20 protein-coding genes, 1 rRNA gene and 1 pseudogene are annotated in these 24,047 nt (G+C 40.2%); 9 read left to right on the plus strand and 13 right to left on the minus strand.

Annotated features, from left to right (window positions below):
• Positions 1-142: 142 nt before the first annotated feature.
• The 4 genes and pseudogenes from A9970_RS20455 to A9970_RS20470 form a co-directional block, all read right to left on the minus strand.
• Entirely contained in the window at positions 143-916 is a 774-nt protein-coding gene (locus A9970_RS20455; RefSeq protein ID WP_182330307.1) for a succinate dehydrogenase/fumarate reductase iron-sulfur subunit, read from the minus strand.
• Positions 917-930: 14 nt separating this feature from the next.
• Complete coding sequence (locus tag A9970_RS20460) at positions 931-2,865, minus strand: fumarate reductase/succinate dehydrogenase flavoprotein subunit (RefSeq protein WP_153848171.1); 1,935 nt, start codon at positions 2,863-2,865, stop codon at positions 931-933.
• 57 nt (positions 2,866-2,922) lie between these two features.
• On the minus strand, positions 2,923-3,693 hold the full coding sequence (locus tag A9970_RS20465) for a succinate dehydrogenase cytochrome b subunit (RefSeq protein ID WP_046674909.1): 771 nt from the start codon (positions 3,691-3,693) through the stop codon (positions 2,923-2,925).
• Positions 3,694-3,864: 171 nt separating this feature from the next.
• Positions 3,865-4,440: pseudogene (locus tag A9970_RS20470) on the minus strand (porin family protein); the annotation flags it as partial.
• Between the two features lie 150 nt (positions 4,441-4,590).
• Here A9970_RS20470 and rrf point away from each other — a divergent pair.
• Positions 4,591-4,702, plus strand: a 5S ribosomal RNA gene (rrf, locus tag A9970_RS20475).
• Between the two features lie 376 nt (positions 4,703-5,078).
• Positions 5,079-8,945, plus strand: coding sequence for a TIM-barrel domain-containing protein (locus tag A9970_RS20480; protein WP_182983494.1), 3,867 nt, complete (start codon positions 5,079-5,081; stop codon positions 8,943-8,945).
• Between the two features lie 76 nt (positions 8,946-9,021).
• On the opposite strand, the gene A9970_RS20485 is transcribed toward A9970_RS20480, so the two are convergent.
• From A9970_RS20485 to A9970_RS20495, 3 genes are all read right to left on the minus strand, one after another.
• Positions 9,022-9,900: a pirin family protein gene (locus tag A9970_RS20485; protein ID WP_182983495.1), complete on the minus strand. Its 879-nt coding sequence runs from the start codon at positions 9,898-9,900 to the stop codon at positions 9,022-9,024.
• 129 nt (positions 9,901-10,029) lie between these two features.
• On the minus strand, positions 10,030-10,344 hold the full coding sequence (locus A9970_RS20490; protein ID WP_075993956.1) for a hypothetical protein: 315 nt from the start codon (positions 10,342-10,344) through the stop codon (positions 10,030-10,032).
• Positions 10,345-10,355: 11 nt separating this feature from the next.
• A complete protein-coding gene (locus tag A9970_RS20495; RefSeq protein ID WP_075993955.1) occupies positions 10,356-10,778 on the minus strand; it encodes an OsmC family protein in 423 nt (140 codons plus the stop codon).
• 261 nt (positions 10,779-11,039) lie between these two features.
• On the opposite strand from A9970_RS20495, the gene A9970_RS20500 reads away from it, so the two are divergent.
• Positions 11,040-11,759 (plus strand): outer membrane beta-barrel protein, encoded by a 720-nt coding sequence (locus tag A9970_RS20500; RefSeq protein ID WP_182983496.1) that lies wholly within the window; start codon positions 11,040-11,042, stop codon positions 11,757-11,759.
• Positions 11,752-12,330 carry a TMEM175 family protein gene (locus A9970_RS20505; protein WP_120336201.1) on the plus strand — a complete coding sequence of 193 codons (579 nt, stop codon included), beginning with the start codon at positions 11,752-11,754 and terminating at the stop codon, positions 12,328-12,330. The genes A9970_RS20500 and A9970_RS20505 overlap by 8 nt, the downstream gene beginning before the upstream one ends.
• On the opposite strand, the gene A9970_RS20510 is transcribed toward A9970_RS20505, so the two are convergent.
• The 3 genes from A9970_RS20510 to A9970_RS20520 all read right to left on the minus strand — a co-directional run bounded on the left by A9970_RS20510 (position 12,324) and on the right by A9970_RS20520 (position 15,079).
• Entirely contained in the window at positions 12,324-12,884 is a 561-nt protein-coding gene (locus tag A9970_RS20510) for an AAA family ATPase (protein ID WP_182983497.1), read from the minus strand. The two genes, A9970_RS20505 and A9970_RS20510, sit on opposite strands and share 7 nt — an antisense overlap.
• 75 nt (positions 12,885-12,959) lie before the next feature.
• Complete coding sequence (locus A9970_RS20515) at positions 12,960-14,048, minus strand: DUF6688 family protein (protein ID WP_182983498.1); 1,089 nt, start codon at positions 14,046-14,048, stop codon at positions 12,960-12,962.
• Between the two features lie 212 nt (positions 14,049-14,260).
• Positions 14,261-15,079 carry a hypothetical protein gene (locus A9970_RS20520; RefSeq protein WP_182330814.1) on the minus strand — a complete coding sequence of 273 codons (819 nt, stop codon included), beginning with the start codon at positions 15,077-15,079 and terminating at the stop codon, positions 14,261-14,263.
• Positions 15,080-15,279: 200 nt separating this feature from the next.
• Between A9970_RS20520 and A9970_RS20525 the strand changes: the two genes are divergently transcribed.
• Together A9970_RS20525 and A9970_RS20530 are read left to right on the plus strand one after the other, a co-directional pair.
• Complete coding sequence (locus A9970_RS20525) at positions 15,280-15,813, plus strand: hypothetical protein (RefSeq protein WP_147420985.1); 534 nt, start codon at positions 15,280-15,282, stop codon at positions 15,811-15,813.
• Complete coding sequence (locus tag A9970_RS20530; protein ID WP_182983499.1) at positions 15,794-16,351, plus strand: hypothetical protein; 558 nt, start codon at positions 15,794-15,796, stop codon at positions 16,349-16,351. The genes A9970_RS20525 and A9970_RS20530 overlap by 20 nt, the downstream gene beginning before the upstream one ends.
• Before the next feature lie 8 nt (positions 16,352-16,359).
• Here the strand turns inward: A9970_RS20530 and A9970_RS20535 are convergent, their stop codons facing one another.
• From A9970_RS20535 to A9970_RS20545, 3 genes are read right to left on the minus strand one after another with little or no spacing between them, the layout of a single operon-like run.
• The gene (locus A9970_RS20535) at positions 16,360-17,601 is read right to left on the minus strand and encodes an RNA polymerase sigma factor (protein ID WP_182983500.1); all 1,242 of its coding nucleotides are present in this window, start codon (positions 17,599-17,601) and stop codon (positions 16,360-16,362) included.
• Between the two features lie 50 nt (positions 17,602-17,651).
• Positions 17,652-17,990, minus strand: a complete 339-nt coding sequence (locus tag A9970_RS20540; protein WP_075993946.1) for a YciI family protein — start codon at positions 17,988-17,990, stop codon at positions 17,652-17,654.
• A gap of 40 nt (positions 17,991-18,030) precedes the next feature.
• Positions 18,031-18,507: a carboxymuconolactone decarboxylase family protein gene (locus A9970_RS20545; protein ID WP_182983501.1), complete on the minus strand. Its 477-nt coding sequence runs from the start codon at positions 18,505-18,507 to the stop codon at positions 18,031-18,033.
• A gap of 224 nt (positions 18,508-18,731) precedes the next feature.
• Here A9970_RS20545 and A9970_RS20550 point away from each other — a divergent pair, with 224 nt between their 5' ends.
• From A9970_RS20550 to A9970_RS20560, 3 genes are all read left to right on the plus strand, one after another.
• On the plus strand, positions 18,732-19,436 hold the full coding sequence (locus A9970_RS20550; RefSeq protein ID WP_120336208.1) for an MgtC/SapB family protein: 705 nt from the start codon (positions 18,732-18,734) through the stop codon (positions 19,434-19,436).
• A 73-nt stretch (positions 19,437-19,509) separates the two neighbouring features.
• Complete coding sequence (mgtA, locus tag A9970_RS20555; protein WP_220801668.1) at positions 19,510-22,209, plus strand: magnesium-translocating P-type ATPase; 2,700 nt, start codon at positions 19,510-19,512, stop codon at positions 22,207-22,209.
• Between the two features lie 68 nt (positions 22,210-22,277).
• A complete protein-coding gene (locus A9970_RS20560; protein WP_182330820.1) occupies positions 22,278-24,032 on the plus strand; it encodes a DUF885 domain-containing protein in 1,755 nt (584 codons plus the stop codon).
• Positions 24,033-24,047 lie beyond the last annotated feature (15 nt).

Below are 24,047 nucleotides of genomic sequence, written 5' to 3' on the forward strand. Positions count from 1 at the left end.
TAAAAAAAAGTCCTTGCTTTCTTAGGGCAAGGACTTTTATATTATTTTTCTGAACTACCTATTTTCATGGACCAGAAAGAATCTTCATTAGATTTCTTTAGCTGTTGATGCTAGCGAAAACATGAAGGATTTAATACGCTAATTAAACGTGTGGTTCTTCTTGACGGAAGATTTTGGCAGTCAAATACTCGCGGTTTAGACGAGCAATGTTTGTTAATTTGATACCAACAGGACATTCTGCTTCGCAAGCTCCAGTGTTCGTACAGTTACCAAAACCTTCTGCATCCATTTGATCTACCATTGCCTGTGCACGTTCGTAACGCTCAGTTTGGCCTTGAGGTAATAAGGCAAATTGAGATACTTTTGCAGACACAAATAACATTGCAGAAGCATTTTTACATGCTGCAACACAAGCACCACAACCGATACATGTAGCCGATTCGAATGCTTCGTCAGCAATACGTTTAGGGATCGGAATAACATTGGCATCAGGAACACCACCTGTATTGACATTTACATATCCGCCCGCTTGTTGAATGCGGTCAAATGCCGTACGGTCTGTTGCAAGGTCTTTCAAGACAGGGAATGCAGCAGCTCTCCAAGGTTCAATCACGATAGTTTGTCCATCGTGGAAGCTACGCATGTGCAATTGACATGTTGTCGTACCTTCTTTAGGACCATGAGGGCGACCGTTGATTACTAATGAACACATCCCGCAGATACCTTCACGACAGTCGTGATCGAAATATACAGGATCTTCTCCTTTACGAGTCAATTCTTCATTGACAATATCAAGCATCTCTAAGAAAGACATATCATCAGCGATATCGTTTGCCTGATAAGTTACAAATTGACCTTTATCTTTATCATTTTTTTGACGCCAAACTTTCAGCGTTAAATTCATATGTTGTGCCATGATAATTTTCCTTCTTATTTATAACTTCTTTGTGTTAACTGAACGTTCTCGAATACCAAGTCTTCCTTGTGTAATTCCTCAGGTACATTGTCTCCTTTGTATTCCCAAGCAGATACATATGCGAATTCATCATCGTTACGTTTTGCTTCACCTTCTTCAGTTTGGCTTTCCAGACGGAAGTGACCACCACAAGACTCAGCGCGTTGCAATGCATCAACAACCATTAACTCACCCAATTCTAAGAAGTCAGCTACGCGACCAGCTTTTTCTAAAGAAAGATTTAATTCTTCGTTTTCCCCAAGAACTCTAACGTTTGTCCAGAATTCTTTTTTCAACTCTTGAATCAAACCTTGTGCTTTTTGTAATCCTTCAGCCGTACGAGCCATACCACAATATTCCCACATGATGAGACCTAGTTTTTTGTGGATATCATCAACAGTTTCTGTACCGTTTAAAGACAATAATTTGTTGATTTTGCCTTCAACTTCCTTACGCGTAGCTTCGAAAGCTGGGTGGCTATGATCTACTGGTGCAAATGAGCCTAATTTAGCTAAGTAATCACCCACAGTGTAAGGGATTACGAAATAACCGTCGGCAAGACCTTGCATCAATGCCGAAGCACCTAAGCGGTTTGCACCGTGGTCAGAGAAGTTACACTCACCCAAAGCATACAAACCAGGGATTGTAGTCATCAAGTTGTAATCAACCCATACACCACCCATTGTGTAGTGAACAGCTGGGTAGATACGCATTGGTTGTTTATAAGGGTTCTCGTCAGTGATTTGATAGTACATGTCAAATAAGTTACCGTACTTAGCACGTACAGCATCTTCGCCTAAACGGCCGATAGCTTCTTTGAAATCCAAGAATACTGCGAAACCAGTTTTACCAACCCCACGACCATCATCAACGGCTTCTTTTGCATTACGGGATGCCACGTCACGTGGTACCAAGTTACCGAATGAAGGGTATTTACGCTCCAAGAAATAATCTCTGTCGTCTTCTTTGATATCGTTGGCTTTGATCTCACCTTTACGTAATCTTTCAGCCATTTCCTGAGTTTTAGGAACCCATACACGACCATCATTACGTAAAGACTCTGACATCAATGTCAATTTAGATTGGTGATCTCCTGTTACAGGGATACAAGTTGGGTGAATTTGTGTGTAACAAGGGTTAGCAAAGTAAGCCCCACGTTTGTGTGCTCTCCAAGCTGCTGTAACGTTACAACCCATTGCATTTGTAGACAAGAAGAATACGTTACCGTATCCACCAGTACACATCAATACTGCGTGTGCAGCATGTGTTTCAACTTTACCGGATACCAAGTCACGTGTTACGATACCTTTAGCATGACCATCGATCATTACTAAGTCCAACATCTCATGACGAGTATACGATTTTACTTTTCCTTTTTTGATTTGACGGTTTAACGCTGAATAAGCGCCCAACAACAATTGTTGTCCCGTTTGACCGCGTGCATAGAAGGTACGGCTAACTTGCGCACCACCGAAAGAACGGTTGTCCAATAGACCTCCGTATTCACGTGCAAATGGAACACCTTGAGCAACACATTGGTCAATGATGTTGACAGATACTTCTGCCAAACGGTAAACGTTTGCCTCACGTGAGCGGTAGTCACCACCTTTGATTGTATCGTAGAATAAACGGAAAACAGAGTCTCCGTCGTTTTGGTAGCTTTTTGCTGCGTTAATACCACCTTGTGCCGCAATAGAGTGCGCACGACGAGGTGAATCTTGGTAACAGAAGGTAATTACATTATATCCTAATTCGGCTAAAGATGCCGCTGCAGATGCACCAGCAAGACCTGTACCAACAACAATAACAGTAAATTTACGTTTGTTAGCAGGGTTAACCAACTTAAGATTAAATTTATAATTTGACCACTTTTGGGCTAATGGGCCCGCTGGTACTTTTGAATCTAACATATCTCTTAATTTTATATTGATCGATAAAGCCTGAGCTTTATCTTAAAAGATTCTGAATTATTTAAAGAAGAAAAACAATGGCATTATTGCAAAGCCAATTGGAATTAATACCCCAAATACCCAAACACCGATTGCTCTGATGATTCCAATATATCTTCTGTGGTTAAAACCTAAAGTTTGGAATGCAGATTGGAAACCATGAATTAAGTGGAATGCCAAAGCTGCCATCGCAATAACATACAAAGCTACCAATGCAACATTTTTGAATGCAAAGTCAACTTGCTTGTACAAATCTCTCGCTTTTAAGATTTGAACATTGTTTTCTACCGTTTCTTGGTAGTCGTGGAATTCAGAAGCTTGAAGTTCTCTCGCTGTGGTTTGTCCAGTTGCCAAATCAGTACGGTATTCGATGTACGGCACTTCATCATTGTGAAACTTCCACCAAAAATTAGACATGTGCGTAGCTAAGAATACTAAAATGACAGTACCTAAGATACCCATGTTGCGTGAATTCCACTTGCTGTTTGCTTGACCATCATATTTGGCATAACCAATAGGACGAGCGGCCTTGTTTTTCATCGACAATGTAATAGCGTAGATGACGTGAACAATTACCGAAGCATACAATAAGTAAGAAACAACTTTGATTGGTGTAAAGTGAGTCATAAAATAGGCGTACTTGTTGAACGCTAGACCCGCATCATCTTTAAATAATTGCAAGTTACCAACCAAGTGAACAACTAGGAATAAACATAGGAAGATTCCTGTTAAGCTCATGATTAGCTTCTTCCCAATCGAAGAACTGAAAACTGGCTTTGATTTACTCATTATCCTTGTAATTTAATTTGAATTAGGCAAATCTACTATTTGCTATTAAATATGATACCATTTTGACAAGAAAAAGCAATAATTTAGAACGGTTCTAAAGTTTATTGAAATAAAAAGTCCGTTTTGAATAAAAACGGACTTTTAAACAGTATATGAACAAGGTTTAAAGAACTATAGGATACTGAATAATCTATAGCCTAAACCGATACTCCACATGTTGATTTTGGGATTTGCCTGACTTTCGTTGTTGACCTTGTTCAAGCCCATTTCGTAACGTAGGTCTACACGTAAGCTTGAAACATCAGCACCTACACCAAAAGCCCAAGCTGTACCACTTTTTTTGTAGTTACCTGGATTCAATTGGTCAATCATCTTGGGCTGATTATCATCTACTTTAAATGAGAAAATTGGACCGGTTTGGATTCTCGCCCCGATTGGACCCAAGCCAAAACGCTTGCCTAATAATACAGGAATATCAACTGTGGTAAACTTAACATCGGTAGTCGTTGAAGCCCCGTCTTCTCCTTGACCTTTCACAGTGGTGTTTTTACCTGTTAAATAAACCTCCGGCTGAATATGGAATCCCAATACACCAACACGTCCATAAAGACCTGCTTGGTAGCCTGCTTTCGTGTCAGAATTGAAATATTTTCCATCGCTTTTAAGTTTAGAGAAGTTCAAGCCTCCTTTTACACCCACCTCAAACCCTGGCAAAAGCTGCGCCTGTGCCGTTGCTACGCTACCAAGTGGTACTAATAGCCCGAAGCTTTCTCAAGCAGACAGACACTGTTGTCTTCCTCTTTAATTTTTGAAACAAACAGAAACGAAGCTCTTTCAATAGCTATGTCAGTTGGCATGAACGTGATATGAATATCATAGATCAACCAATAAAGATTTTTAGGTGCCTATATCGGCGGTGTCTACCTCTTCCCATTCCGAACAGAGCAGTCAAGCCCGCCAGAGCCGATGGTATTGCCGTAACAGGTGGGAGAGTAGGTCGGTGCCTTTTTTTACACGGAAGCCCTTGCTGGAAACAGTCAAGGGCTTCTTTCGTTTAAGTACTTCCGTATTTCCATGTACAGGCTATTGCCTATCCTCCGCATATTGGTTATCGCAGCATAGGACCGTCGGCAGTTGTTGCGCAACTCTCATTGTCCTGCAACTACGCTGTAACAGTCCCTCCGGTTTTACAATGCATTCATCATCCCGCTCATTTCATAAGCCAAATGGAAGTAAACGTTCCTTTTGCGATGAAAGGCTTACAATAGGTTGGCTAGCCTGCAACATTATTATTGGACAATCGTTTGCATTCCATAATCCCTTTTTTACTTCGATTTACTATTGTATTATTGTTATGTTAATTTAATGCATTATAAATCATACGCATGAAGATATCTTTTTGGAGCACAAAAGCACAAGTCAGTTTACTGATGGGATTGGCTTCTCCTTTTATTTTTCAACCCTCTCGAGTTGACGCTAAAGTAAGTACGATCAATTATTATAATACAATAGGTCGCGATCAAGGCAACCGTATTATCACGATTCAGAAAATTAATCCGACAACAGTCGAGATTGTATACGATAATGGTCAACGTCTGACTTTAGATTTCTACGGTAATCATATTTTTAGGATGTTCCAGGATGTTCATGGCGGTATTATCCGTGATCCCGAAGCAAAACCCGAAGCAAAAATATTGGTAGAGCAACCTCGGAAAACGGTCACTGGGCTCGAAGTAAAGGATGAAGGTAATAAGGTCAGTATCTCCACTAACGATATTCTTTTTTCAATGGATAAACAGACTTCACAGTTTAGTATCCTCAATCGGAAAAGCAATAAAATTGTAGTTGAAAGCTTAAAGCCGATTGTTTTCGAAGAGAAACAAGTTAGCGTTGAATTGAAGGAAAATGCAGATGAATACTTTTTTGGTGGCGGCGTTCAAAATGGGCGTTTTTCACATAAGGGAAAAGTGGTTGCAATCGAAAATCAGAACAGCTGGACCGATGGTGGTGTTGCCTCTCCAACCCCTTATTACTGGTCAACCAAAGGGTATGGTTTTATGTGGCATACCTTTAAAAAGGGAAGTTATGCCTTTGGAGCCAAAACCCCTGGGACAGTAAAATTGGCGCATGACACAGATTATCTGGATGTCTTTTTTATGATTAATGACGGGATAGTACCTTTGCTCAATGATTTCTATCAATTGACGGGCAACCCAATTCTTCTACCGAAATTTGGTTTGTATGAGGGGCATCTTAATGCCTATAACCGCGATTTTTGGAAAGAAGATGAAAAGGGAATTCTATTTGAAGACGGCAAACGCTATAAAGAAAGTCAAAAGGACAATGGCGGAATCAAAGAATCGCTGAACGGTGAGAAAAACAATTATCAATTTTCGGCTCGCGCAGTAATAGACCGTTATAAGGCTCATGATATGCCTTTGGGCTGGATTCTTCCAAATGATGGCTATGGTGCTGGCTATGGCCAAACGGAATCTTTAGATGGAAATATCCAAAATTTGAAAGAGTTTGGTGATTATGCACGTAAGAATGGTGTAGAAATCGGTTTATGGACACAGTCCGATCTCCATCCGAAAGATAGTATAAGTGCATTACTGCAACGTGATATTGTAAAAGAGGTTCGGGATGCGGGTGTAAGAGTCCTAAAAACGGATGTGGCCTGGGTTGGTCCAGGATACTCCTTCGGTCTCAATGGGGTCGCTGATGTGGGACATACCATGCCTTACTATGGTAACAACGCTCGTCCATTTATTATTTCATTGGATGGTTGGGCAGGTACACAGCGCTATGCCGGTATCTGGTCGGGCGACCAGACTGGAGGCGTATGGGAGTACATTCGATTCCATATACCAACGTATATCGGCTCGGGACTTTCAGGTCAGCCCAATATTACCTCCGATATGGACGGGATCTTTGGTGGTAAAAACTTTAAGGTCAATATTCGTGATTTTCAATGGAAGACCTGGACACCAATGGAACTCAATATGGATGGCTGGGGATCGAACGAGAAGTACCCACATGCTTTGGGTGAGCCGGCTACTTCTATCAATCGTCTGTATCTGAAATTGAAATCTCAATTGGTTCCCTATAGTTATAGTGTTGCGAAACAAGCAGTAGATGGACTGCCCATCATTCGTGCTATGTTTTTAGAGCAAGCAAATAGTTATACGCTTGGAAAGGCAACGCAATACCAGTACCTCTATGGTCCAAATTTCCTTGTAGCACCAATTTACCAGGAAACACGTGTGGATGAGAAAGGAAATGATATGCGCAATGGTATCTACCTGCCGGATGGTGAATGGATTGATTATTTTACGGGTGAAAAATACCAGGGAGGGCGTATTATCAATAACTTTAATGTGCCTATTTGGAAGCTGCCTGTTTTCGTGAAAAATGGAGCCATTATTCCGGTGACCAACCCAAATAATAATGTACTGGAAATCAAAAAAGATCAACGTATTTATGAGGTGTATCCTTATGGGAACTCCAATTTCGTGGAATATGATGATGATGGAAAGACAGAGGCTTATCGTTATGGTAAGGGGGCAAATACATCCATAACTTCACAGTTAAACAACAATAGAGTTGTTTTTGCGATAGCTCCAACGCAAGGCGAATTTGACGGTTTTGAGAAAATGAAGTCTACGGAAATTCGTTTCAACGTTAGCAAAGCACCGAAGAAATTGACAGTAAAGGTCAATGGGAAAAATAGCAAACTTAAAGAAGTGAATAGCATAGATGCATTTAATACTTCTGAAAACGTATATTTCTATGACGCACAACCAAACCTGAATCAGTTTGCAACCAAGGGATCTGAATTTGAAAAAGTACCTTTGGTTAAAAATCCGATGTTGCTGGTGCGACTAGCCAAACAGGATGTCTCATCGACCGCAATAGAAGTACAATTGGAGGGTTTCGAATATGCTCCTGCTGACAACTATCTGGCTCAGACTGGTGCTTTGACTTCGCCCAAAGCTGTTATCACAGATCAAAATACACAAGCATATACCTTAACGCCAACCTGGGAAAAGGTTGCAAATGCTGATTATTATGAAATTGAATTCAATAATCTGATCTATTCGACCATCAAAGACAGTCAATTGCTATTCGAAGGATTGGCCGCGGAAACGGATTACCAGTTTAAAATTAGAGCTGTCAATAAATCTGGTGTTTCAGATTGGAGTACATTTGCCGCAAAGACAAAGGCAAACCCATTGGAATTTGCCATCGAAGGAATCAAAGCAGAGACTTCTGCGGATAACCAAGGCGGAAATGGTATCAATAAATTGTTCAATTATGATGAGGGGGATATGTGGCATACAAAATGGGGACAGACTGCGGTTCCGTTTGATATGACCTTAGATCTAAAATCCGTTAATCAATTGGATAAGTTTGAGTATCTTCCAAGAACCGATGGCGGAAATGGCATCATTTTAAAAGGAAAAGTATTCTATAGCAACGATAAGGACACCTGGACGGAAGCTGGTAGTTTTGACTGGAAACGTGATGGCGAAATGAAACGTTTTGATTTTGGAACCCATCCGGTGGCTCGATTTATCAAAATTTCAGTTTCTGAAGCTGTTGGTGGTTTCGGTTCAGGAAGAGAATTATATGTGTTTAAAGTACCAGGATCGTCAAGCTACTTACCGGGCGATATTAATAATGACCGATTGATCGATCATAATGACTTGACTTCATATATTAACTACACGGGATTGCGACTGGGAGATGGAGATTTCGAAGGTTATGTCAGCAATGGTGATGTCAATAAAAATAATCTGATTGACGCTTATGATATTTCCAATGTTGCTGTTGTCATTGAAGGTGGTGCAAAACCAAATAAAGAAGAAAAGGTCAGTGGTAAATTAAAATTGATTCCTTCAAAAACGACCTTAAAATCGGGAGATATTGTGGAGATCAGTGTTAGTGGCGAGAATCTTAAAGCTGTCAATGCACTTAGTTTTGCTCTTCCTTACAATCAGGGCGATTTTGAATATGTCGGTATTGAGTCCTTACATTTAAAAGAGATGAACAATTATAGCAACGATCGTCTTCACACCAATGGAAGTAAGGCTCTGTATGCTACTTTTGTTAATCTGGGCAACAAGGAGACTTTGAATGGATCTGAAGTTTTATTTAAGATCAAATTGAAAGCAAAGCGTAATGTCAATTTCAATCTGAAAGCGATAGATGGTATTTTGGTTGATAAAAAGCTGAATTCCGTTACTTTCTAAATAAATAGCCTTAACAAAAAGGGGAGCCTCATAGGCTCCCTTTTTTTGTTAATTGATGTCTAAATAGTGCAGCTAATTAGTCCAATATCATACTGAGATCCATCAGTAGGATTTCAGTATCTGCTGAGGTCACTTTCAGGTTAATTTCAGCGACATCCCATATTCCAAAGCCATCTCTGCTTTCTAATTCTTGTCCTTCGACAGTAACACTACCTTTTATTACAAAAACATATACACCATTTCCGGCCTTTTTGATTTGGTATTTTGTTTGGGCGTCCTTGTCAAAATGCCCCATGGAAAACCAGGCATCCTGATGGATCCATACACCCTCGTCTTCTGGATTTGGAGAAAGAATTTGCTGGAATTTATTCTGTCTTTGTGTTATATCCAATGTAATTTGATCGTATCGGGGGCTCACATTCCGTTGATTAGGATACACCCAAATTTGAAGAAACTTGACTACCTGATCGGTATTTTTATTATATTCACTGTGTATGATGCCCGTTCCGGCGCTCATGACCTGAATATCTCCCTTCCGGATAATAGCTTTGTTACCCATGCTGTCTTCATGTTGCAAATCACCTTCCAAAGGGATACTGATGATTTCCATATTGTCGTGAGGGTGTTTGCCAAAACCTCTTCCTTCAGCCACCATATCATCATTTAGCACACGTAACACACCAAAGTGCATACGTTCGGGGTTGTGATAATTGGCGAAGCTAAACGTATGATTGCTATCTAACCAACCATGATTTGCATGACCGCGTGTAGCCGCTTTGTGGAGGACACTATGGTTTTCCAATTTGTCTGAATTATAGTTTACAGCTTCGGCATCCAGCGTTTCAAGCGGTTCTATCTCGTCAATATCATTCTTCAAGATATCAGCTGAAGACACTGTTGATGCAAATATTCCGGAACCCAAAAGTCCCTTTTTTATAAAGTTCTGTCTGTTCATGATTCTATTATTTAGTATCCAAAATTAGCCTATTAGCCGCCGATTTCTATTGATCTAGTTCAATAAAGAAAGAGTTTTAACGGTTTTCGGTTGTTTTTCTAGGGCGCTATTGCTATGGCCTATGCTTTATTAAACGGAGAGTAAGTCTGGAAAAAGACTATAGACTTCATTTTTTAGAAGCCCACTTCCACCGCCATAATGTTTGATCAGACCAATCGAATAGGTGAGCCGCGTAAGGTGATCTGTTATTTCATGCTCTTCCTGAGGAGAAAGTCCCGAACTCAATAATAAAACATCTACAGGGACATCTATTAGCTGTTTTTTACAGGCATCCAAATCGTATTGTATCGTTGCATTCCAGTTGGGCGTGTTTTCAATGATTCTCTTGAGCGTGAGGAGAATTTCTTCATTTTTACCAAATATGAGAAAGGTTAATGTTTTCATGATGTTCTTGTTTAAGGATTTGTCCTGATGAGCGTATTGACAATGGCATTACCCTTTAAAATTTTTGAAATGGGACATTCTTCGGCAATTTGTTGCAGGCGTTCTCGGGTATCCTCTGCTAAGATTTGTCCAAAAGCTATCTCGCGATCAAAATATGTAACCACTTGTCCTTTTTCAATTTTGAGGTACATATTTGAACTGACTGAAATTTCTGGAATATCAAGCCCTTTTTTATCGATGTACATGCGTAAAGTAGCTAAGGTACAAGATACAAGCGATGAGATAAGAAGGGTGTAGGGGTCAGGACCAAGATCTTTGCCACCAAGTTTTTCAGGTTCATCCGTAATAAACTCTCCATTTCTCCATTGTATGGTGGTCTTATATTTCTGCTCAGTAATATGGCCAAGGATAGGGTTTTCCAATATATATTTCATACGGATTATTCTTTTGTTTGTAATACAACAAAAATAAGCCTGAATTGATTCATTTCCATTGATGTAGTTCAATAAATATAGTCATATTGTCTCCCGATATTTTTTTATTGGTTGATAAGATTGATGGATTTCCGCTGATGAATACACCTTATCGTTACAGAAAAAATAAAGATTGGAGTAAGTTGAATCACATAAATTTTCTTACTTTTAACAATCAAATTCACTCAATTTTTTAAAGGATTTTAATTTAATATTTCGGTTATGATGAAGAGATTTTTACTTGTCGGACTTTTTGCTGGTATAACCCATTTTATGGCTTTCTCGCAATCTCATGAACTACGTGTGGGTGTTACCTCAGGTGTATCCAATTTTACGGGATCGGGAACCGAAGCAAAGAGTACGTTGAATGGATCTACGCAACAGGACTATTATACCAATAATCCTTATGGAAAAAAATATGGAATCAATATTGGTGGCGCTTTAAACTACCGTTATGTTTTTGCCAACAACCTAATATTAGGTTTAGAGGGTGCATATGAACGATTGCAGACAAAGATTGATTTGGAAGGCAATGAGTTTATGAATGGAAGCCGTGGTCAGACCCGTCTAAATCAACAATTTATCAATTTTAATCCTTTTGTTGGCTATCGTGTCTTTTTTGAACCGATGACAATGGATATTCAGCTGGGTATGGATATTGCCAAAACGCTGAGCATCAAAGAAAATGGTAGCATTGAAGATAAACAGGGGAATAAAACAAGTTTTGATCGTGATAGAGGCAAGGTTATTGATTTGGATCTACGCCCTCGTTTACAGTTTAATGTAAATTATGACCGTTATACCGTGTTTGCCGGTTATTCATGGGGAGTGAAGGATTATAACAACGGGATGCTTGGTGCTGATCCCGGTGTGGCACGATTAAATGTATTTCGCTTAGGCCTGCAGTATCAGCTATTAACTCCGATCTTCAAAAATGACTAAAGGCAGGTTAGAAGCATTCAGTGATGGCGTTTTGGCCATCATTATAACGATTATGGTACTTGAATTAAAAGTACCTGAAGGATTTACTTTTGCGAGTCTTAAACCATTATATCCTAAAATTATCTCCTATATCGTTAGTTTTGTTTACGTTGGACTGTACTGGAATAATCACCATCATCTCTTTCAAATTGTTCGAAAAGTAAATGGAAAAGTTCTTTGGAGCAATTTGAATTTATTGTTTTGGCTATCATTAATGCCGGTTACAACAAATTGGATTGGTGAGTCACATTTTGAAAGGGATCCTATTATCGCTTATGGCTTTGTCCTGATCATGTGTTCCATATCATATAATATCGTTGAATATTTTGTGATTCAAATCGAAGGGGAAGAATCTGCACTTAAAAAAGCGGTTAAATCGAAGGTTAAGGAAAATATTTCTACAGCGCTGTATTTTTTGGGGATAGGGCTGTCTTTTATTAATCCCTATATCAGTTTGCTCATGTATGGAACAGTCGCTATTATGTGGCTTATACCTGACCGCCGTATTGAGAAAGAAATGCGGAATCAATAGTTTTGCTGTTCCAGGGCTTTCAGGATGAACTGAACGCGATCGTTTACCGTTGTTTTTGGAACCTCAATGGTTTCATAACCGAGTTGTGTATAGGTCTCTTTCATTATCTTGAAAGTGTTTTCGGCCTCCCGCCAAGTTTGTTTCCGCTCGTTGTCATTCGCATAGATCTCAGCCCAAGGCGGTAATATAAATACTTTTTTATGATAACGTCGACCTTTTGCTTCGTGAAGCAGTTCTTCTTCGATTGAAAGATCTTCCATCGCAATATATGCCAATGTATCTGGAATTCCGCGGTCAAAAAAAATGTAGTTTTGGTGATCTTGCCTCACCTGCATCAAATAGCTGGCTGATGAAGCGGCCAACATGAGTTTGGCATAGTGAATTTTATTTTTCCAGGGCAAACCATCGGCATCAGCTTCCAATTGTTCTCGAATGATGCGCCGGGCATCCTCTTCCACAATGCTGAATCCCTGCTTATTTAATTCATTTAATAAGGTAGTTTTACCGACTCCAGGTCCTCCTGTCAGAACGATAAAATAATGTGTTTGATCCATAATGATTAAAATGAAGTGCTTCCCGAAATGGAGAAAATTGAGGTAATGACTGATTGTTGGCTACGATTTTAAAAATTAGCTGTATTGTTTTGCGATTTTCTTTTCGGGTTCGACGTAGAGTGTATATAAGAAAAATAAAAATATATATTCTAGTGGTTTCATCAAAATATAAGTCACATTTGAGGCACTGCTGGAATTAATTTTTACGGAGATATTAAAACCATATTTATCGTAGCAATATCTGACATAGCGATGTAGTGCTGGTGATAAATCGCTTAATATTTCTTCGAATGCGTTGGCCACCTGAAGCTGTCTATTGACAATGATCGTGTTGCCATGTCTTGTGCCTAGCCGTAGGGGTTTAACAAGGGCAGGATCTCCTTTTGCCGCAACTGTACAGAGGTAATGGCCCTGATGATCGAGGATAGGAGGGTGCATTTTTTGTGAAAAAGCCCAAGTAGTTGTTTCTGTGAAAACTTTCACCATGGAGTCCCGATCCTGCCCCAATAAGATGAGGATGATAGTTAGTAGGAGAAAGACCGGAACAAGTAAAATAAGAGCCCATGCCGGATAATTCAGCTTTGAGGAAAGCAGGTTATTGATTTTATTGAGCGTGCTGTTGGCATAGCTTCTGCTCATAGCGTAACCCCGCTCTTCAACGATGATTTTACGGATTAGCCCAATGCCCATAATCAAGCAGCATATTGGCGTGAAAATAAAGAATAAAGTTCCTTCGTTGCCAACATACATATCCAATGTGGACGTATCGTGGTGACTGACCTGAACGAGCACAAACAGACTGATAATACTACCTATCATTAACATAATCAGCATCAGAACAAGAGGAATAGGGGGGATTTTTCGTCCTTTGAGCCAAATCGCTATTGCTGAAATATTAAATGCAATAAAATAAAATGATAGCGATACAAGGTGTTTTCCGCCGAAGGGAATATAACAATCACCATCTACGGGATCTACGGCTTGATTATATTGACTCGAGTGGAATAATAGCCCTACCCCAGTTATCATTAATGAAATCAGGTAGCCGATGATAATGGCATACTCAACAATTGTTATTTTCCGCTGTTGTTTTTTGACAGCCGAACGAAGCAGATATAAAATCCCGAACAGCGTAAGAATAATAAGGAGAAGAATGAAGATCATAATGGGGTGAGCAGTTATAATTCTAAGACGAATATCGTCAAATCATTTGTTTAATTCAGATACAAGGCAATCAATTGTTTTTGGAATATATCAGTATAACGGATTGAATCCAAAATTATTGAAGTGTTTAATGGGTCGGAATTCAAAATTTTCTCAACAGTGTAGATGCTATTAAGGTATCTATAGTGCCAATGTTCAGCAAAGACCAGCGACTAATTTTTACCGAATAATCTGCTCCAAAAATTCTTTTTTTTGCTGCTTTGAGAACTGTCTGTGGTTTCAAAATGTTTAGGGTCCGCATGGATTGTCTCTGTTTTGACATTTGGTAAAATCTCATTTTCTGGAAGTCCATTGCGTTGTTCTATTTCTTGGATCTGTTTTAATGCTGTTGTCTGATATAAAAGCGGTCCATCTTTGTCGCAGTTAAAAAGGTTGGAGTAACTTTTTGATTCATTCAGATCAAAAGGTTGTGGTTCTACAACTTCTGTTGCTTCCAAGAGACCAAGGTTACGATCTTTGGCATATTGCAGTGCATTGAGGAAAATAGAAATACGGTTATCAGAAAATAGCGTATCTAATTCAGCCTTGATCGTCGGGTCACTTTGGTAATCTATCAACAATTGCGCGACTTTTTCTGCCGGGATAAACACACCCGAACAATAATTTTCTACAAGCCTATTTTCGATATTATTGGTTAGAAATTCTTGTTGAACAAATTGTTCCCACTGTTTGTAATAGCTGGATAAATGGTCATTTTTGGAGAAGGACAGGGCTCCACCTCGAACATAGAAGTATTTTTCGAAAAAACCTTGGACAACAGCAATGAAAAAACCATGGGTTTTGTCAAAATAATCATTTTTGTCGGTTTCCCGGCCCGCATTTAAGGTGTCTTGGTATTTGGTTTTATAGAAGTCTTCTAGTTGGTGAGTTGCAGAAACTTCCTCAATCTTTTCAGGATTTTTGAGCAAGTCAAAATACCAAGTTTCTATCTGCTGTTCTGAGATGGGGTGGTAACTAATATCATAGCCCATAATGACTGTTTTTAATCTCTTATGTTGTAATTGCTAATATATTAAAAATTAACATTTTGTGCAATATAAATCGCTCCGATATCGTGCTTTTTCCGCCTAAAAGGAAGGGTTTATGACAATTTATAGAGCAGGAGGGCGGGGGCAAGATGTTTGCCTATTTCATGATAATTAATTACTTTGGTCACAAACAGAATTTATATATGAAGCACTTACTATTTATTATTTTCATGTCGATGAGCTTATTTTTTACGGCTTGTCAATCCCCAAGTCCAGAGACTTTTTTCGGAAAAGTTGTTTTAAACACAAATCTTGTAGCAGATTTTGCCCCTGAACGCTATGGCAAACAGCTCGAGCAGGAGACCGTTGAATTTGCGGATATGCCCTCCAGTAAGAAAGTAGGCGATGAAGCTCAAAAATCTGTCGGGATCAAAATTCAGGTTGTCGAAAAGGCCTTAAAGGATATTAAGGAACTGAATGTTTCCGATGCCGATGCAAAAGCATTGAAAGAGCAGTCTATTGCATTATTTGAAAAAGTGTTGCCTGTCTATAAAAATGAATATACCGCTTATGCAAAGTTATGTGATGGTAAAGGTTCGGCTGAAGAAAAGCAGGCATTACTCCAAAAGATCGAAAAAAACGATATGCCTTCCATTAACGAGGTGTTTGACAACGTATATGCTTTAGGAAAAGCTTATGCTGAAAAACATAACCTGAATGTTAACTGGGGAAATTAAGCAGATGAAGGAAACAAGTTTATACAGAAATAAAAAGAAAACAAGTCAGCTATTGTCAATTTCGGGAGGCCTATGTTTGTTGCTTCTGGTCATTTTATTGTACAGTATCGGTTTATTTGATGGTGTATTTAAAGCCAAACCGACAGTTTTCTCTGCAGGAGCATTGCTGGTACTCTTAATTTTATTGTTTTCCAGCCTACTGAGCCTTCGAGATAAAACAGCGCAAATTGTTTTGAACGACCGCTATTTTCTTGGAAAGACAACACCGGTATCGAAAGCTTTTGGCCAAGGCGACTGGCAGGATGTCAAAAGCATCGACTTACAAAAAGTCGGTGGTGATACTTTGGTCATTGTTACATTGGGTAATCCCCCTAAATATAAAGAGCAGCTTTCGTCGCTGTTATGGAAAATGGCTTATCAAGAATCCACTCAAGAACTGTGTATCATGTATTCGTCCTCAACTATTGATTTGGAGCCCTCGGAGCTATACCAACTTTTTGTATCCTATTGGAAAGGAGCAAAAGTAATCGATAAGTAGTAAACAAATTAGGCCATTGCAGACTTTATAGCATCAATCTTCTGTTGGATGATCTCTTTTTCCAATGTTGTTTTAGCCAGGATTTTTGCTTTGTTAAAGTTTGCGATGGCTTTGTTTTTATCCAGTTCCTTATAGAGTTCTCCCAGCAGCACAAAATAAAAATGATTGTCTTCTAGTTGTAAGGTTTTTACTTCGACTAATGCAGCTTTAACACCTTTTACTTTATACAGTGCAAATATTCTATTCAATGCAGCTGCCGGGGAATAATTGACGACTAATAAACGGTCATACCATTGCAGTATTTCGGCCCATTTTTCTGGACTGTCTTCCTTTATACAATGGCATTGAGCAATCTTAGCCTCCAGATGGTAGGATGTGAGTTCATCGCCCGATGCAGCGTTCTTGAGAAAATGAAGCCCTTGATGTATAAGTTCTTGATTCCAGCGTTCCTCATCCTGTTGCTCATACAAAATGAAATCACCTTCATTGGTCAGCCTTGCCTCGAAACGGGAGGAATGAAAACAAATCAGCGCAATAAGCGCATTGGTCTTAGGTGTATTTGTTTTCTCATAAGTCGAAAGCATTAGCGCAAGGCGTAAAGCTTCAATACAGAGCTCCTTTCTTAAAATTTGATTTTGGGTTTTAGAATAATACCCTTCATTAAATAAGAGGTAAATAATATGGAGTACGTTATCGAGGCGTTTAATAATTTCTGCTTCGGAGGGCAGTTCGAGTTCGATTTTTTCTGAACGTAGTTTTTCCTTTGCTCTGAATAGGCGCTTATTGATGGTTTCTTTGTTGGAAAGAAATGCCTCGGCAATTTCGTCTATACCAAAACCACAGAGGATTCTAAGGGCAAGACCTATTTGAGCCTCACTGGCAATTGCTGGCGTGCAGATTGCAAACAGCATTTTTAATTGGCTGTCTTTGATATTTTCCTGCGAGAAATTAAAGTCGTCGATGCTTTCTGCTTCCGGCTCGCTCTGCCGCACTGCAGGGATGATTTTATCTGTAAATATTTTATTTCTTCTAAAGTGGGCCAGTGTCTTTTGTTTTGCAACCGTGTACAGCCAAGCCGTAGGATTTGCAGGAACGCCTTTGGTCTGCCAAGATTCTGTGGCCAATAAGAAAGTTTCGCTGACGATATCTTCGGCGATTTCGATGTATTGAAGACCAAAACTTTTACTGATGACAGCGACTATTTTGGTAAATTCTTGCTGGAAAAGCTGTTTTAGAAAATCCGGATCCATAAGTCTAAAATAGGGGCGGCTGTGCGCGTGTACAGCTGCCCCGTATATGATTAGTTGAGCAGTGCACGTATCTCTACACTACCATTAAATTCGAGTATAGGACAGCCATGGGCCAAGGTTGTTGCTTCGTCAAGATCGTCTGCTGCGACGACAATAAAACCGCCGAGTCTTTCCCTAATCTCCACAAAAGGTCCATCCGTAACGATACCGCCTGGCTTTAATACCTTTCCGGCTGGCTCAAGACGGGAGCCATGATCCTTCAGTTTACCTTGCGCATCGATGTCACTAATCCAGTCGTACCATCTTTTGTTTACAGCCTTTGCTTCTTCTTCTGTCAGTTGACTTGGTTCATTGGCCCCCTGACGAAATAATAAGATGAAATCTTTCATTTTTATGGTTTAATTTATCGTATAAATATCGACCTCGTGTTTATGAGGTTGGCTGTACTTTGTGCTGCCCAACTTTGTAGCTTCCTGCTTGTGTGCGGAAGGAAATATTGATCCTGTTATAAGAATTGATTGCTGTAATGGCCAAGGTCAGGTCGATAAGTTCTTCTTCCGAAAATACAGCAGTTGCTTTCGTATAAACCTCGTCCGACACATCACCATGCGTAATTTTCGTCACGGCTTCGGCCCATTCCAGCCCAGCACGTTCACGTTCGCTATACAGGGGGGCTTCCCGCCAGGCATCCAATAAGAACAATCGTTGTGGTTGATCTCCGGTCGCCAGTAGATCTTTTGAATGCATGTCAAGACAATACGCACAGCCATTGATTTGTGATACACGGAAATAAATAAGATGCAAAAGCTCTTGTTCTATCGAACACTTGCTTAGATATGTACCTATTCCATACATTGATTTCATGGCGTTTTGCCCTTTTGCGAAAAAATTGATGCGTTGTTCCATTTTTTTATTGTTTTTAGTGTAACTGATTTACACCACAACAATGCTTGAAGTTAAAGAAATTGGACAGCTTGATCTGTAAATTTTATATTTAAATTATAAGTAACTGTATTACAGTTTTTTAATTTGATTATTTCTCTAATAAAATTCTAATAATTTTCTAAAAGATCTCTAACAGATTCTAGGAGCAGGAATGTGGACCTTTGCAGGCAAAGGAGGACAAAGAGATGAGTGTTTTTGAATTTGCCATACGATTATTTGTAGCATTGCTTTTGGGGGCTGCTGTGGGAGTAGAGCGCCAATGGCGCCAGAAAAATGCGGGGCTTCGGACAAATACCTTAGTTTCGTTGGGAGCAGCAGCTTTTGTGCTGCTTTCCATAGAAATTGGCGGTGATGCTACCGGACGGATTGCTTCTTATGTGGTCAGCGGAATTGGTTTTCTTGGCGCTGGTGTGATTATGAAGGACGGTTTGAATGTGCATGGTCTAAACACGGCGGCGACGATTTGGTGTTCGGCTGCAGTAGGGGCGCTCTGTGGTCTAGGTTTGCATGCCCAAGCATTTGTGGTTGCGTTGGCTATTATTCTTACACACCTGATCTTTCGTCCAATCGGGCAAAAAATGGCCTTCCTGACTTTTAATAAATCTGCAGCATCACAAACCGAATATCTACTGACCATAGGCTGTGGGATAGACATCGAAAATCATATTCGTGTTTTATTGATGCAGATGCTGAGCAGTAACGAAAAACTGTTGTTGTCTTCGCTTTCGAGTGACGATACCCTCGCTACAAACGGCGTTGTCATTAGGGCCATCGTTAGAGCCATCGGTCAGCAAGACAGTCTTATCGAACGGATGGCTAGTCGATTGACCATCGAGGAAAGAGTAACAAAAATAAGCTGGGAAATTATAGGTACAGAGTCGGACCTGTAATAAGAATCGGATCTATAATAAGAACGGGATTTACGGAAATTAACATGAAAGGGGCTATAGGGTTATGATTAAAATGAACAATAAAACAACAAAGAATCCATTGCACAATATGATCAGTTCCAATGGAATGAATGTGGGGACCGTGACCAAGTTGCAGGGGGTGGCCAGTCAGGATGAAAAACTTGCCTGCGCGATGTTAGAAACGAGCAGAGAGGGGATTACAGATGAAATGGCTAAGGAACGTCAACAGAAATTTGGATTAAATGAGGTGAAACATCAAAAGGCCCCAAAGTGGTATGTGCAGCTATTGAAATCTTTTGCCAACCCCTTTATATATATTCTGTTATTGATTGCCACTGTTTCCTTTATCATCGATGTAGGGCTTCCAGAGGTTGGCGAACGAGATTATAAAACAGTTGTTGTGGTGTCCATTATGATTTTGGTCAGTGCGCTGCTTCGTTTTGTACAGGAGTATCGAAGTAATGCCGCGGCAGAAAAATTAAAAAGTATGGTCAAAACTACGGCAACAGTATTGCGGAAATTTAAAGGGAAAAGAGAGATTCCTATTGTCGAACTGGTGCCGGGAGATATTGTATACCTTTCTGCTGGGGATATGATACCTGCAGATTGCCGTATTGTTCAGAGTAAGGATCTTTTTGTGAGTGAAAGTATGCTGACTGGAGAGGCGCTTCCGGTAGAGAAGAATTATTTGCCTATCCGGAATGCGGCGGAAAAATCACCTATTGAACTTTGTAATATTTGTTTTATGGGGACCAATGTTGTTAGTGGATCGGCGATAGCCGTGATTGTAACGACAGGAAGTTACACCTATTTTGGGAGTATCAGCAAATCGATTACCGGCGAACGTCCCGAAACAAGTTTTGATAAGGGTGTAAATAAGGTGAGTTTCTTATTGATCCGTTTTATGCTGGTCATGGTTCCGCTGATCTTCTTGATCAATGGGTTGATGAAAGGGAACTGGACAGAAGCGCTACTGTTTGCCATTGCTGTCGCTGTAGGTTTAACTCCCGAAATGCTGCCCATGATTGTCACCGCTAACTTGGCCAAGGGTGCTGTCAATATGAGCAAGCGTAAAGTCATCGTCAAGCGGTTAAATTCTATCCAGAATATAGGTGCCATGGATATTCTGTGCACCGACAAAACAGGAACGTTGACATTGGACAAGATCGTCATGGAAAAACATCTTAATGTGTATGGGGTCGAAGATGATGAGGTGCTCAAATGGGCCTATCTCAATAGTTTTCATCAGACTGGTCTCAAGAATTTGATGGATAAGGCTGTGTTGGAACATGCCGAATTGCACGATTACCTGAAAGTGGAGGATCAATATCTGAAAATTGACGAGATTCCATTTGATTTTCAGCGGCGACGGATGTCTGTGGTCCTCAAACAGCATAATGGCAAACATCTACTGATCTGTAAAGGGGCCGTAGAGGAAATGCTTGAGCTTTGTACACATGCTTTTGATCCGGGAGATGACCGTAGTCTGCATGTCGAAAATGACCGTACTGTACCGATGGACGATACGATGCGTAAAATTGTATTGAAAACCTCGAAAAAGATGAATGAGGAGGGATTACGTGTTTTATTGGTTGCCATCCGCGAATTTGAAGGTGCTCACCCCTTGACCTATGCTGTTGCAGATGAAGCGAAATTGACGTTGACGGGATTTATCGGCTTTTTGGATCCGGCCAAACCGTCTTCACAGCCGGCCATTGAATCCTTACAAAAATTGGGAATCGGAATCAAAGTGTTGACAGGAGATAATGAGATTATCACACGCAAAATTTGTATGGATGTCGGCATTCCGGTGGATCGGATTGTCAATGGAAATGAATTAGATAGCATTCCGGACACCGAGTTAAATCAATGTGTTGATGAGGTATCGGTATTTGCAAAGTTGAGCCCTCTTCAAAAAGTTCGTGTTGTAAAAGCATTGCGGGATAAAGGACATACGGTTGGCTTTATGGGCGATGGTATCAATGATGCGGCGGCACTTAAGGAGGCTGATGTGGGTATCAGTGTAGATACGGCTGTTGACATTACCAAAGAAAGTGCAGATATCATTCTGCTGGAAAAAGATCTTATGGTGCTGCGCAAAGGGGTTATTTATGGACGTCGAACTTTTGGAAATATCATTAAATATATCAAGATGACGGCAAGCAGCAATTTCGGCAATATGTTCAGTATGCTTGGGGCCAGTGCTTTTCTTCCCTTTCTACCGATGCTGCCGGTGCATCTGCTTATTCAAAATCTACTCTACGATATATCGCAGGTATCTATTCCTTGGGACAGCATGGATGAGGAATTTATCGTCGAGCCAAAGAAATGGGATGCTGGTAGTGTCTCTAAGTTTATGTTATTTATTGGCCCCATAAGTTCATTGTTTGATTTCGCCACTTTTGCGGTATTGTTTTTCGTGTTCAAGGCCAATACGGTATCGGATCAAACACTCTTTCAGACTGGTTGGTTTGTAGAGGGATTGCTTTCACAAACATTAATTATCCATATGATAAGGACCAAAAAAATACCCTTTATTCAAAGCTGGGCCGCTGCACCGGTTGTTGCCTTGACGAGTTTAATTATGATTATTGGTGTCGTTTTGCCGTTTACGCCATTTGCCGCTGCCTTAAAAATGGAGGCACTGCCTCTGACTTATTTTCCATGGCTTATCGGCATTTTGGTCTGCTATTGTTTACTTACACAGTGGGTCAAGAATTGGTTTATCCAGAAATTTCATACCTGGTTATAGTTTTAAATTATTGGAGTAAAATGCTGAAATTCATCAACAATAATGTTAATTTTAGACAAATTACTCCAATGAAACTTATAACATATACCCTTGCTATCGCTGGATTGGGCCTGATGGCTTCCTGTGGATCGGGAACTCATAACAGACAATCTGCTGCTGATACTGCTGTGAATGAAAAATTTAAATCGTATGAGGACCGCTTTATTCAGCAGCTTTGGAAAGAAAATCCGGAATGGGCTACCCAAGTAGGGTTCCATCAGTATGATTCCTTGTTGACAATTCCGGATGCCAATACGCGAAAACTACGTATGGAGTTTTCAAAGCGACATTTGGACAGCCTCAAAAGTTTTGATCTGAGCACCTTGAATCTTTCTCAGCAAACAGATTATCATCTGATTCAAAACTATCTTGAATCCAATGTTTGGTCTATTGAGAAAGAGCGCGCGTATGAGTGGAATCCTTCTTCGTACAATGTTGGGGGGACGATCGCTTTTATGCTTGCCGAGAATTATGCACCATTATCGACCCGACTTAAAGCAATTTATCAACGTTTGACGAAGATTCCGGCCTATTATGAGGCCGCGAAAGGACAGCTTAAAAATCCGGCCTTGGTATTGACCGATTTGGCAATTCAACAGAATTTGGGCGGTTTATCTGTTTTTGAAAGCGATTTGCGGGATTCACTGAAAAAGTCCGATCTGCCGGCTTCAGAAAAGGATGCCATCCAGAAGGCTTCGCAACAAGCTATTGCGGCGATCAACGGATATGTGCAATTTTTAAAAGTGACACCTAATCCTTCTCCGCGAAGTTTTAGATTAGGAAAAGAACTTTACGACAAGAAATTTGATTTCGATATCCAATCGGGTTCAACGGCCGAACAGATTTATCAGGCTGCTCTAGCAAGAAAAAGCTATTTACATGGTGAGATGTATAAAATCAGCAAAGAGCTGTGGCCTAAATATTTTGGAAAATCATCCTTGCCGTCAGATAGTTTGCTTGTCATTCGAAAAATGATCGACACCCTGTCTGTCAAACATGTTAAAGCAGAAGAGTTTCAATCCGCTATCGAAGCACAGATACCTAAGCTGGTAGCGTTTGTCAAACAAAAGGATTTATTGTACATCGATGATAGCAAGCCGCTTGTGGTGCGCAAAGAGCCTGCTTATATGGCTGGTGTTGCGGGAGCTTCAATCAGTGCACCTGGTCCATACGATAAAGGTGGGAATACCTATTACAATGTGGGCAGTCTGACAGGCTGGACCAAAGAGGCAACGGAAAGTTACCTTCGGGAGTATAACCATTATATCTTGCAAATACTCAATATCCACGAAGCTATTCCGGGCCATTATACCCAATTGGTATATGCAAACCAATCGCCGAGCCTCATCAAGAGTATTTTAGGTAATGGTGCAATGATTGAGGGCTGGGCTGTCTATACCGAACAAATGATGCTCGAAAACGGTTACGGTGACAATGCTCCTGAAATGTGGTTGATGTGGTACAAATGGCATCTGCGTACCGTGTGCAATGCTATACTCGATTATAGCGTCCATGTGAAAAATATGAGTGAAAAAGACGCTATGCATTTGTTGGTTGATGAAGCGTTTCAACAACAGGCCGAAGCAGCCGGTAAATGGAAACGTGTGTCTGTGAGCAGTGTGCAGCTGACGTCTTACTTTACGGGATATAAAGAAATTTATGACCTTAGGGAAGCTGTAAAACAAAAAGAAGGGAAACAGTTTAATTTGAAGGCGTTCAATGAAAAATTCCTAAGTTTTGGTAATTCACCCGTGAAGTATATTCGGGAAATGATGTTAAAATAAATATAAGGAATTCGA

It is taken from the genome of Sphingobacterium sp. UME9 (assembly GCF_014170215.1).
In the GTDB taxonomy this organism is placed as follows: domain Bacteria; phylum Bacteroidota; class Bacteroidia; order Sphingobacteriales; family Sphingobacteriaceae; genus Sphingobacterium; species Sphingobacterium paramultivorum.